The following is an 11975-nucleotide window of genomic DNA, read 5'->3' as shown; positions in this document are numbered from 1 at the left end:
GGCTTACTCAATACTCCCCGCGCACCAGGTTCTGCGGCTCTTCACCAGCCACGAAGCGGGCGATCTCCGCGCGGACCACGGCGTAGCCGCGTTCGTAACTGCCGGTGCTGTTCCCGCCGACGTGCGGGGTGAGTAGGAGATTCGGGGCGGTCCAGAGTGGGTGGCCCGGTGGCAGGGGCTCGGGATCGGTGACGTCCAGTGCCGCACGGAGTCGGCCCGATTGCAGCTCGGCCAGCAGGGCATCGGTCCGGACGATCGGCCCGCGGGCGATGTTGACGAGAATGGCGTTGTCGTCCATCGCGGCGAGGAAGGCGGCGTCGACCATGCCGGTGGTGCGAGTGGTGACCGGGACAGTCAGCACGACGACGTCTTTTCCGGGGAGCAAGTCGGGTAGTTCATCGACACTGTGCACCCCGTCGCGGGCCCGAGTGCCGACCAGCGTCACCTCGGTGTCGAAGCCGTCGAGCCTGCGGACGAGTTCGGCGGCCAGATCGCCGGCGCCGATCACCAGAATCCGCTTGCCGACCAATGTTCCGGTCTGATGGAAGGTCCACTGCTGGGCGCGCTGGGCGTCGACGAAGCCGCCGAGCTCGCGATAGATGTGCAGCAGCGCGGCCATTACCCATTCGGCCGAGCTGCCGCCGTGCGCACCGCGCCCGGTGGACAGGCGTACGCCATCGGGTAACCGGCTGATCCAGCCCTCGGCGCCCGCGGTCATCATCTGCACCAGCCGCAGCTTGGGCAGCCGGGTCAGGTCGACGGTGTCGGCGCGGGAAAGGAACTTGGGCACCAGTACTTCCGCGTGTTCGGCGCCGTCGGGCAGTGGCTCGCCCGCTTCGTAGCGCAACGGCTGTATGCCGTCGATTCCGGACAGGACCTCGAAGCCGTAGTCATCCGGCACCAGAACAATGACCGCCATGCTGGCCAGGTTAGCGGTCCCGGCCGGGCACGCATCCGCCTGGACTTTTTCCGGTCTGCCGCAGCGCGGAAGCGCAATCATCCGCTCGGAGCCGTACTGTCTGGGTCAGTTGAGCGAATCGAGCCAATTCGCCGCAGAGTGACATATCAGTCGGTTAAATTGAGCCCGGTCGGGGGTGGAGCCGGCGGAATCGAGGTAGTGGTGGTCGACAGGGTCGCTCGGGTGTCCGAGCCACTGGTGCGGTGGGGATTCGAGCTGGTCCTGACGAGTCTGCGGACCTTCGGCCGGACCCTTCAGCTCGCCGTCGCCGCGTTCAGCTATCTCGTGAGCGACATCCTGAAGCTGCGCCATCCGTGGCGGGACACAGTGCACCAGGGCTGGTTCATCGTCAGCGTCACCGCGATTCCCGCGGTGCTGGTGGCGATTCCGTTCGGCGTGATCGTCTCGGTGCAGGTCGGCAGCCTGACCCAGCAGGTCGGCGCGACCTCGGTGGCCGGCGCGGCGGGCGGGCTCGGCGTCATCCGGCAAGGCGCGCCGATGGTGACCGCGCTGCTGCTCGGCGGCGCGGCCGGGTCGGCCATCGCGTCGGATCTGGGCGCGCGCACCATTCGCGAGGAGGTAGACGCGCTGCGCACCATGGGCATCGACCCGGTGCGGCGGCTGGTCGCCCCGCGGCTGGCGGCCATGATCGTGCTGACGCCGCTGCTGTGCCTGCTCGTCATCTTCATGGGTGTGTTCACCGGATACGTGGTGGCGGTCGGGTTCCAAGGGGTGACGCCGGGCAGCTACCTGTCCTCGTTCGCCGCCTTCGCGACCATGGCCGATCTCGCGGTGGCGATCGGCAAGTCGGTCATCTTCGGGGTGATCGTGCTGATCGTCGCGTGCCAGCGCGGGCTCGAAGCGACGCACGGGCCCAAGGGCGTCGCCAACGCGGTCAACGCCGCGGTGGTGATCGGGGTGATCGCCGCTTTCGGCGTGAATCTCGTAATCACTCAGCTGGTTTCGATGTTCCTGCCGCAGAAGGTGGGCTGATGACTGAAATACCGGCCCAGTATCGGCCGTTCGGCCGTGCCGGTCGCCTCGTCGAGCGCGGCACGCGCGGACCGCTGACGCTGTTCGAATCGCTGGGCCACCAGCTGACTTTCGTGGTCCAGGTGCTCGCCGCGATACCGCACACACTGCGCGCGTACCGCCGTCAGACCATGTTGACGCTCACCGACATCACCTGGGGCAGCGGCAATATCATCGTCGGCGGCGGCACGGTGGCGGTGCTGATCTTCCTCGGCGTCGCGGTCGGCGGCTCGATCGGCGTGGAGGGTTTCACCGCGCTGAACATGGTCGGCATGGGGCCGCTGACCGGCTTCGTCTCCGCCTACGCCAACACCAGGGAGATGGCGCCGATGGTCGCCGCGATCGGGTTCGCGGCCCAGGCGGGCTGCCGGATGACCGCCGAGATCGGCGCGATGCGCATCTCCGAGGAGATCGACGCACTGGAAGCCATTGGTATCCGGCCGATTCCGTTCGTGGTGACCACCAGGGTGATCGCGGGCATGATCACCATCGTCCCGCTCTACCTGCTGACGCTGATCCTCAGCTACCTGTCGTGCGCGGTGGTGGTGAACGTGTTGCACGGTCAGTCCTCGGGCACCTATTACCACTACTTCGACGCTTTCCTGCAACCCGGCGACGTGGTCGCATCACTGATCAAGGCGACGGTGTTCGTGGTGATGATCATCCTGATCCATGGCTACCAAGGGTTTTACGCGACCGGCGGGCCGGAGGGCGTCGGGCGGGCCTCCGGCCGGGCGATCCGCGCGAGCCTGGTGCTGGTGGTGGTCGCGGACATGATCATGACGATCGTCTTCTGGGGGCTCGATGTCGGAATCAAGATTTCGGGGTGACTGATGCCGATATTCGTTGATCTCTCAGGCCGGGCCGCCGGGCGGTGGATGCTGCGGCTACGTGGGCTGGTCGTCGCCGCCGTCATTCTGGTGGTCGCGGTGCTCACCACGCAGTACGCGCAGGGAAAATTCGCGGACCGGTTCACCCTCACCATCGACGCGGCCACCCTCGGTGAGGGTCTCGCGCCGGGCGCGGAGGTGAAGTTCCGCGGCTTCGCGATCGGCACGGTGCGCACGGTGCAGACCGTCGACTACGGGCACCAGCGCATCGAGCTGGCGCTGGATCGGCACCAGGCCGGTGCACTGACCGACGATGTGTCGGCGCGGTTCACCTCGTCGAACATCTTCGGCTCCAGCGCCATCGAATTGGTGAACACCGGCAAGGGCGGGCGGTTGCCGGAGAACACCACGCTGTTCATCGGCGCCAACGCCTCCAACGCGACCGTGTCGAGTGTGTTCCGCCGGGCGGCGCGGCTGACCCAGGTGCTCGACTCCGACACCGTGCGGGCGCTGTTCGATCTGCTGCTGGACAACACCGCCTCGATGGGTCCGGCGGTGCGGTCGTTCTTCGCCACCGCCCGGGTGCTGGCCATGAATCAGCGTGCGCCGCTGGGGCATTACCTGGATATCGGCGCCGACGTCGGCGCGGGCGTCGCGCAGACCACCTCGCCGGTGGTCGATGTGATCCTCGGCGTGCTCGACAACAGCGAGTACTTCGGCAGCCTCGAAAACCGCGAGCGGACAAAGCATTCGCTGTCCGGCCTGGACACCGAACTGCTGTTGCCGGTCACCGATCTGCTGCGCAGGAACAACCCGGATCTGGCCGTCACGATCGGCGGTGTGCTGGATCTGGTGGTGCCGATCAGCGCGTCGATCGGCACGGTCGCGCCCGCGTACCACCGGCTGCCCGCCTTGCTCGCCCGGATCGACAGCGCGTTCCCGGTGGTCGACGGCCGGGTGCAGCTGCAGCTGGAGGTGATCGTGAAAAACATGCCCTACCTCGCCGATTCGATCATCGGGGTGCCGCGATGAACAGTGTGACCGCCGCGGCGGTGAAGCTCGGGGTGTTCGTCGCGATCGTCGCGATGTGCTCGGCTTTCATTGTGGCCGCGCTGAATACGCCGGTGCCCGACGACAAGGTCTCCTATGACGCTGTGTTCACCGATATCTCGGGGCTGTACGCCGGGGATGTGGTGCGCATGTCGGGCGTGGCGGTCGGGAAGGTCGACAGCGTCGAGCTGGACGGCCAGCACGCACGCGTCCGGTTCACCGTGGACCGCCAGCGTCCCCTCTACGACAACACCGAAGCCGCTGTGCGCTACCAGGATCTGATCGGGCAACGCTACATCGAGGTGATGAACGCGAAATCCGGCGGCCTGCGCCTCGCACCCGGGGGCACTATTCCGGTGCAGCGAACCATCCCGAGTTTCGATGTATCCACCCTGTTCAACGGCTTCAAGCCGCTGTTCGACACGCTGGACACCGCACAGCTCAACCAGTTCGGCACGAACATCCTGCGGGTGTTGCAGGGCGACGGCAGCGGCATCGGTCCCGCGCTGGCCGATCTCGACCGGCTCACCAAGCATGCCAAGAGCAGCGAGGCGGTGGTGGTGCTGCTGATCAACAACCTCGGCGCGATCTCCCGCTCGATCGGCGGAAAGTCCGCGGCGGTAGGCGATCTCGTCAAGCAGCTCAATGGCGTGCTCAACCAGTTCGGCAGCCGGACCGCGATGATCGTCAACGCGGTCGAACAGGCGAATCGCACGCTGGTGCCGCTCATTCCGCTGCTCGAGGAACTGCAAGGCGCCTACGACGACAGCTACCTGCCGTTGGACGGGCTGTTGCGCAGGTTGCTGCCGCAGACCGATCAGCTGGTCGAGATCCTGTCGCTGGTGCCGTCGTTGATCGCCGGGCTCAACCAGAACGTCCCCGCGAGCGGCACCGCGAAGACGTACTCCTGCGCCGGAGGCGAGCTCGGGCTACCGGGCATCGGCGATGTCGTGCTCGGCAATCAGAAGCTGGTGGTGTGCAAATGACCGGTGCGGCAAAGCAACTCATCGGACTGCCGTTGCGGCTGTTCGGCGAGGTCGAACAGTTGCGTGCGGAGAAGTCGGACTCCTGGTCGCAGCTGCGGTGGGGGATAGCCGGTGTGCTGGTGAGCGTGCTCGGTTTACTCGCCGCCGCGGTGCTGTACGTGGTGCCCTTCGGCGAGCAGTCCTATACGGCGGACTTCCGTAACTCGGGCGGCGCCCGCACCGGCGACGAGGTGCGGATCGCGGGCATCAAAGTGGGCCAGGTCCGCTCGGTGGAGCTGGTCGGTGACCACGTGGAGGTGCGCTTCGGCGTTGACCGCGAGGTCCGGGTCGGTGACGCCTCGTCGGTGGCGGTGAAGATGCTGACGCCGATCGGCGGGCACTACCTGTCGCTCGCTCCGCAGGGGGAGCGAGCGCTGGGTAGCAAGCACATTCCGCCGGAACGGACCACCACCCCGTTCGAACTGACCGACATCATCGACGTCGCCACTCCGGTGCTCAGCCAGGTCGACGGAACCACCTTGCGCAGCACCATCGCCGAGGTGAACGCGGCGTTGGCCGGTCAGCCCGACGCGGTGCGCTCGATCATCGGCAACTTCAACGACCTGACCGGCGTGCTGGCCGAGCGGTCGACCCAGCTGGACTCCGCGGTCCGGGTATCCGACGAATACATCGGCGCGATCGCGACCGACCGGGCGGTGCTCGCCGACTTCGTCCGCGAGCTCGGTGGCGTCGCCGTGGTGCTCGGTCAGCGCAGGGGCGAGGTCGTCCAGGTCTTCGAGCTGTTGAAGCGGTTCTTCGCGGTGCTGCACCGGCCGGTCATGGCCTACGGCGACTCGATCGAACCGTCGGTCGCCGAATTCGAGGAGCTGTTCAACAAACTCGTGCAGGATCCCGGCCGGCTCGACACGGTCATCGCGGGGATCAAGGACTTCATCGGGAAGATCTCCGCGATGCTCGGCGTCGACGGCGTGACCATCGACCAGTCCGCCAGCGTGATACGCGGTCCGGCACTGTGCATTCCGTTCGAGGGGAGGGCGTGCTGATGCGTGCGTGGGTAAGAGCGGGCGTGGTCCTCGGCGCACTGTTGGTCACCGTCGCGGTGGTCGTCGGCGTGAGCGGCGCGTCCTGGCTCGATCGGGTACAGCCTGCCGAGCAGCGTCTGTGTGCCGAATTCACCGATACCGTAGGGCTTTACGAGGGCAACAGCGTCACGATGCTGGGTGTCGAGGTCGGCACCGTCTCCGGCATCGAAGCACTCGGCGACCGGATGCGAGTGACCATGACGATCGATGGCAAGCTGACGCTGCCCGCCGATGTCGAAGCCGTCACCATGTCGAGCTCCATCGTCACCGACCGGCGCGTCGAGCTGACCAAGACCTACACCGGCGGCCCGAAATTCGATACCGCACACTGTGTTCCGCTGGCACGCACCAAGACACCGGTCGGCATCAGCGAGGCGCTCGACGCACTCGGCAAGCTGTCCGGTGACCTGCTCGGCGCGCAGCAGTCACCGACACCGGGCGCGCCGTCGGACACGCTGCTCGACGACACCCTCACCGGCGCGGTCCGCACGCTCGACGGCACCGGCCCACAGTGGAATTCCCTGCTGCAGCGCCTGTCCCAGGTGATCGGCGATCCGGCCGACCGGGACGTGGTGATCCGCAAGCTCGTCGACAATCTCGACCTGCTCACCACGATGTTCATCACCAACTGGCCGGATATGCAAGCGCTGCTGGACAACCTGAACAACGGCATCGATCTGGTCCACGGCTTCTCCGCGGAACTGTCCAGGGCGGTGGATCTCGCGCTCGAGTTCCTGCCGGTGATCGCCCGCAATGTCGGCAAGTACGACCAGCAGTCCTTCGAATTCCTGGATCGGATCGTGCCGGAGGTACACCGCTACGCGGTGCTGGCGGGCAGCATCGTGGATCTGCTGGTGCAGTTGCCGCCGCTGGCCGGTCGGCTGGCCCAGGTGTACGACCCGGCCACGGGTGTGGTGCGGGTGAATTACCGTCCGCCGCACTACGAGTCGGCCGACGGTAGCCAGCCCGGACTGGTCCGGGTGATTCTCGGCTCGCTGGGGGCGCCATGAAGCGGCTGATTCCGGTGCTCGCAGCGGTGGTCCTGGTGCTGACCGGCTGTGGCGTGCGCGCGACCGACGTACCGATTCCCGGCACGTATCTGGCGGGCGACACCTTCTCGATCCGCATCGAATTCGGCTCGGTGCTCAACCTGCCGGATCGGGCCAAGATCATCGCCGAGGGGGTCGAGGTCGGCATGCTCGACCGGATCGAGCTGATCGGGGACACCGCAGTCGCCACGGTGGACCTGAAAGCCGATGTGCGACTGCCCAAGTCGACCACCGCGGAACTGCGGCAGAGCACCATCCTCGGCGACATCCACATCGCCTTGCAGGCGCCGTCGAACGCCGGTCCGCCGTTCCTGGTGAACGGTGATGTCATCCCGCGCAGCCGCACGGTGCTTGCCGCCAATGTGGAGGACATCCTGCGGGCGATGTCGAACATCGTCACCGGCGGCCGCTTCGGTGAGATGCAGGAGCTCGTCGCCAGCGTCAACGCCGCCTTCCCGACCGACCCGGCGGATCTGTCCCGCATCCTGGCCGGTGGCCGGAGCGCGCTGCACGACCTCGCCACGCACACCAGCGAACTCGACCGGATCCTGGCCGCCGCCGCCACCGTGACGACCACGCTGGAGGCGAACAGGGACAATGTCGACCGCACCCTCACCCTCGGGCCCGGCCGCGCCGCCGGTCTGTCGGAGGTGCTGTTCGGCCTGGTCCAGCTGATCATCGACGGCGGCGAATTGGCGACCTACGTAGGCGATCTCGCGCTGCCGCTGCGTGGCGACCTGCACGACATCATCAGCATCCTGGCACCGGCGGCCCGCACCATCGGCAGTGCCGACACCACGGTGCCGATGAACGTCGCCGCGATGAACCGGCTCTTGCGCGACAAGCTGATCCCGTTCTTCAGTGCGCCGCCCAACATTCGGGTGCAGCGGGTGACGCCCGAGGCGGTCGCCGCCGACGCCTCGGCCCGCTCGGACGAGATGATCCAGGTGCTCCGGTCGATAGGAATGGTCCGATGAAGCTTTCCGGTCCGGTCTCGCTGGTGCTGCTGCTCGTGATGACCGTGGTGTGCGCGGCGTACATGGCCGTCGGGGTGCTCGACATCGATCCGCGGCGCAGCACGAATACCGTGACGGTGCTGATGGATTCGTCCGGCGGCCTGATGCAGACCTCCCAGGTCGACCTGCGCGGCATGCGGATCGGCAAGGTGCGCGCCATCACCGCCACCGGCACCGGGCTCGCGGTGCGGATCGAGCTGGACGCGAAGTACCGGGTGCCGCTCGGCAGCGAGGTGCACGTCAGCAATCTGTCGGCGGCGGGTGAGCAGTTCATGGACTTCCGCCCGACCGGCACGGCGGGCCCGTACCTCACCGACGGCAGCGTCGTGCCCGCCCATCAGGTGCGCATCGCGACGACGGTCAGCGAGGCGCTGGCCAAGCTGGATGTGCTGAACGCGCAGATCGATCCGGTGAAGATCGAACAACTCGCCGCCATTCTGTCGCAGGGGTATGCGGGCCGGGAGCCGGAGATCGCCAACCTCACCCGGACGCTGACCATGACGGCGCAGCTGCTGCACGACAAGCGCGACGCCATCACCCGGCTGTATCTGAACGGGCAGGACCTCGCGCAGAACTTCGACGGCTACGGGCCGGTGATCGGCGGCTGGGCCGACGATTTCACCGAGCTGCTGCCCGAGGTGGTGCACCTGATCGAGGCGTTCCGCGGCTATTCCTATGCGGGCGAACATGTCTGGGACGAGCCACTGGGGCCGCTGGTGCACAAGATCGATCAGTACCTCACGGTGCTCGGACCGGACCTGGCGCACATCGCCACCGCGTTGCGGCCGTCCACGAGTGTGCTGAAACCCGTTCGGGTGGACGCCGGTTCGATCATCGACCTGTTGTCGGCGACTTTCCCGGAGCACGGGACCGCCCGAATCACGCTCGACGTTCCGAAGTAGAGAGTTGAGGCCATCATGACCACGCCCGATCCTGCGGCCGAGACCGGCACCGAAGTGACAGCGGCAACAGACACGCCGAAAGTGCAGCAGCGCAACACTATCGGCTACTTATTCGGCGGCCTGACGGTACTGCTCACGGTGCTCGGCATCGTGCTCGGCCTGTCCTGGCAGTCGGCCGCCGACGACCTCAGCGCGCTGCGGCAGCAGAACGCCGACCGCGCCAAGGCCGCCGAGGTGGCGCAAGACTACACGCTGCGCTCGCTCACCTACGACCACAAGAATCTGCCCGCGTTCTTCGACGGCGTGCAGCGCGGCACCTCCGACGCGCTGCGCAAGCGCTACGACGAGGTGCACGACACGCTGGCCAAGATCATGACCGAGGCGCAGGTGGTCGCCACCGGGCAGGTGCTGGGCACCACGGTGGACACCCAGGGCAACGACCAGTACTCGGTGACGGTGCTTGCCACCCAGAAGACGCAGAACATCCAGCAGCCGACGCCGGCCACGGTGCCCAATCTGCTGGTGGTGACCGTGGCCAAGAACGGCGGCGACTGGCAGGTGGTGGACTACGGCCCGAAGGGCGAGGCGCCGGGGCGTTGATAAGCTGACGCGCTATTTGTCCCGGTTCCGTCGAGAGGGAGTGCTGTGCCGGACCAGGCCCGCCGCGGTCGGCCGCCGCTTGCCGGTCTGCCGGAACGGCGCAGACAGCAGATCATCGAATCGGCCTACGCCGTGTTCGCCGAACGCGGGTACGAGGCGACGGCGATCTCCGATGTGGCCGCGCATGCAGGCATCGGGCAGGGCACGGTGTACCGGTACTTCGCGAGTAAACGCGAAATCCTGGATCACGTGGTCGATTTCGGGGTCGAGAAGCTCGTCGAGGTGTTGCAGCCGCACACCCTGCTGAGCCGCCCGAGCTCGGCCGCGGAGATGCTCGCCGGTGTCCGGGCGGCTATCGAGCGGTTGTACGCGATGCTGGAGCACGACCCGAACTTCGTTCGCCTGGTGCTCGTCGAGGCAAGCGCCATCGACAAAGAGCTCAGCGACCGACTGCTCGGTCTGGAGCTGCTCGTCAGTACCTTTGTGGCGCAAGAACTTCGGCGCGGTGTCGCGGCGGGTTGGATCCGGGCCGACATCGACGTCGAGGTGACCGCGCACACTACACTCACCCTGGTGGTGCCCGGGGTGTTGCAGGAGATGCGTGGCGACAACACGCCACAGGCGCGGGAACGCGCCACCGCCGGTGTGCTCACCGTGCTCGAGAAAGCCTTGCGGCCGCGTGCTCCCGTCGCGGACGGGCCCGCTCGGTGAATGCCGCCGATCGCAGCGCCAAACGCCGCGCCGAGCTCGTTTTCGCCGCGTATGAGCTGTTCGTCGACAAGGGGTATCGCAACGTTGTCGTCGCCGACATCGTGGCCAGGGCCGGCGTGAGTCACGGCACCTTCTACAACTACTTCACCAACAAGCGCGACGTGCTCGACGCCGTCATCGACCACTACTTCGCGTTGATCCGCGAGCGGGTCTTCGGCCGGGCGGTGACCGGACAGCGTCCGCAGACGCTCGACGAATTCTGCGCGCTGTTCGGTCGCGTCGTCGATCACTCCTACCAATTGGTCGCGGACGAACCGGGTTTGGTGTCTTTCATCCTGTTGGAGGCGACCTCGATCGACGATCAGGTGGCGGAGCGTTCGATCCGGAACCTGACCGTGTACGGCGACGAGGCCACCTCCCGGCTCAAGAAGGGGATGGCGCTCGGGTATCTGGATCCGGAGCTCGACCCGCGGTTGACCGGGGAGATTCTGCTGTCGATTCTGTTGTCCGCCTTGTTGTCCGCGATTCGGGCCGGCGCCGACGGGCTGGACCAGGAACGCGTCCGCAACGACCTCGTGGGGTTCGTTCGGGCGGTGCTCGAACCCTGAAAGCGCTTTTACCGGCGGCCGAAGCGTGCGATCGCCTCGAGAATCGTCGTCATCATCTCGGGGCTGCCGGTGTGGCCGGACTCGTCGATGACGTGCAGTTCGGCGTCGGGCCAGGCCTGCGCCAACTGCCAAGCTGTTTGCAGCGGGCTGCCGAGATCCAGCCGTCCGTGGATCAGTACGCCGGGGATGCCCGCGAGCTTGTGAGCGTCGGCGAGGAGTTGTCCATCCGGCAGCCACGCGTCATTGGCGAAGTAATGCGTGCATATCCGGACGAAGGCGAGTAGCGCCGCGTCGGGTTTGTTGCTGTATTGGCCGGGGTTGCCGAGGGTTTCGTGCGCGATGACGGCGTCCTCCCACGCGCACCAGTTACGGGCCGCCGCCGCACGTGCCGCCGGATCGGGGTTGCTCATCAAACGGCTGTAGGCGGCAACGAGATTCCCGTCGCGCTCGGATTCCGGCAGCGCGTCGCGGAACGCCTCCCACGGGCCCGGCAGAAATCGGGCGACACCTCGGTAGAGCCATTCGGTCTCCTCCGGCCGGGTCATCGTGACCCCGACCAGGACGATCTCGGAGACCCGCTCGGGAAACCGTTCGGCGTAGGCGAGAATCAGCGTCGACCCCCAGGACCCGCCGTACAGCAGCCACTTCTCGATACCGAGGTGCACCCGCAGCCGCTCCATATCAGCGATCAGGTGCTCGGTGGTGTTGTGCGCCATATCGACTGCCGGATCCGAGGCATGCGGCAGACTCTCGCCGCAGCCGCGCTGGTCGAACAGCACGATGCGATAGATCGCGGGATCGAAGTTCTTCCGCGAACCCCGGCGACCCCCGCTCCCCGGCCCGCCGTGCACCACCAAAGCGGGCTTACCGTCGGGATTACCGCTGGTCTCCCAGTAGATCCGATTCCCGTCCCCGACATCGAGCAGCCCGTGCGCATACGGCTCGATCTCAGGAAATGGCTGCGCCACAACACGTTCCATCTTGCTGACACCCATCGGTAACCCCTCCTCGACGACCGACCCCCTCCGAGCGTAGCCATCCCGAGCCGACCACGATCAACGGGACATAAGGGCGGCTACACTCGAACTCTGCCGCCGTGTCCCGTTGGTGCGGTGGGCCCGCCTTCTGCTCAGCCGCACGCCCGCTATGCG

At 66.8% G+C, this 11975-nt stretch carries 13 protein-coding genes; 11 read left to right on the top strand and 2 right to left on the bottom strand.

Annotated features, from left to right (window positions below; translation table 11 throughout):
* Window positions 1–7: 7 nt before the first annotated feature.
* A complete protein-coding gene (locus DMB37_RS06845; protein WP_206055207.1) occupies window positions 8–919 on the bottom strand; it encodes a 2-hydroxyacid dehydrogenase in 912 nt (303 codons plus the stop codon).
* Window positions 920–1045: 126 nt separating this feature from the next.
* Between DMB37_RS06845 and DMB37_RS06840 the strand changes: the two genes are divergently transcribed.
* From DMB37_RS06840 to DMB37_RS06790, 11 genes are read left to right on the top strand one after another with little or no spacing between them, the layout of a single operon-like run.
* Window positions 1046–1951 (top strand): MlaE family ABC transporter permease, encoded by a 906-nt coding sequence (locus DMB37_RS06840; RefSeq protein ID WP_370465401.1) that lies wholly within the window; start codon window positions 1046–1048, stop codon window positions 1949–1951.
* Window positions 1951–2820 (top strand): ABC transporter permease, encoded by an 870-nt coding sequence (locus tag DMB37_RS06835; protein WP_135231983.1) that lies wholly within the window; start codon window positions 1951–1953, stop codon window positions 2818–2820. The genes DMB37_RS06840 and DMB37_RS06835 overlap by 1 nt, the downstream gene beginning before the upstream one ends.
* Window positions 2821–2823: 3 nt before the next feature.
* Window positions 2824–3852: an MlaD family protein gene (locus tag DMB37_RS06830; protein ID WP_135231982.1), complete on the top strand. Its 1029-nt coding sequence runs from the start codon at window positions 2824–2826 to the stop codon at window positions 3850–3852.
* On the top strand, window positions 3849–4856 hold the full coding sequence (locus tag DMB37_RS06825) for an MlaD family protein (protein WP_135231981.1): 1008 nt from the start codon (window positions 3849–3851) through the stop codon (window positions 4854–4856). Before DMB37_RS06830 ends, DMB37_RS06825 begins: the two co-directional genes overlap by 4 nt.
* A complete protein-coding gene (locus DMB37_RS06820) occupies window positions 4853–5899 on the top strand; it encodes an MlaD family protein (RefSeq protein ID WP_135231980.1) in 1047 nt (348 codons plus the stop codon). Before DMB37_RS06825 ends, DMB37_RS06820 begins: the two co-directional genes overlap by 4 nt.
* Window positions 5899–6948 (top strand): MCE family protein, encoded by a 1050-nt coding sequence (locus DMB37_RS06815; protein ID WP_135231979.1) that lies wholly within the window; start codon window positions 5899–5901, stop codon window positions 6946–6948. The genes DMB37_RS06820 and DMB37_RS06815 overlap by 1 nt, the downstream gene beginning before the upstream one ends.
* On the top strand, window positions 6945–7964 hold the full coding sequence (locus DMB37_RS06810; RefSeq protein WP_135231978.1) for an MlaD family protein: 1020 nt from the start codon (window positions 6945–6947) through the stop codon (window positions 7962–7964). Before DMB37_RS06815 ends, DMB37_RS06810 begins: the two co-directional genes overlap by 4 nt.
* The gene (locus DMB37_RS06805; protein WP_135231977.1) at window positions 7961–8905 is read left to right on the top strand and encodes an MlaD family protein; all 945 of its coding nucleotides are present in this window, start codon (window positions 7961–7963) and stop codon (window positions 8903–8905) included. Before DMB37_RS06810 ends, DMB37_RS06805 begins: the two co-directional genes overlap by 4 nt.
* A 15-nt stretch (window positions 8906–8920) precedes the next feature.
* Window positions 8921–9505 carry a hypothetical protein gene (locus DMB37_RS06800; RefSeq protein WP_135231976.1) on the top strand — a complete coding sequence of 195 codons (585 nt, stop codon included), beginning with the start codon at window positions 8921–8923 and terminating at the stop codon, window positions 9503–9505.
* A 45-nt stretch (window positions 9506–9550) separates the two neighbouring features.
* Entirely contained in the window at window positions 9551–10216 is a 666-nt protein-coding gene (locus DMB37_RS06795; RefSeq protein WP_135231975.1) for a TetR/AcrR family transcriptional regulator, read from the top strand.
* The gene (locus tag DMB37_RS06790; RefSeq protein WP_167768765.1) at window positions 10213–10824 is read left to right on the top strand and encodes a TetR/AcrR family transcriptional regulator; all 612 of its coding nucleotides are present in this window, start codon (window positions 10213–10215) and stop codon (window positions 10822–10824) included. Before DMB37_RS06795 ends, DMB37_RS06790 begins: the two co-directional genes overlap by 4 nt.
* Before the next feature lie 8 nt (window positions 10825–10832).
* On the opposite strand, the gene pip is transcribed toward DMB37_RS06790, so the two are convergent.
* On the bottom strand, window positions 10833–11819 hold the full coding sequence (pip, locus tag DMB37_RS06785; protein WP_240772271.1) for a prolyl aminopeptidase: 987 nt from the start codon (window positions 11817–11819) through the stop codon (window positions 10833–10835).
* Between the last annotated feature and the right edge of the window lie 156 nt (window positions 11820–11975).

It is taken from the genome of Nocardia sp. CS682, assembly GCF_004634405.1.
GTDB lineage: Bacteria > Actinomycetota > Actinomycetes > Mycobacteriales > Mycobacteriaceae > Nocardia > Nocardia ninae.
This window is presented reverse-complemented; position numbering and strand designations above follow the sequence as displayed.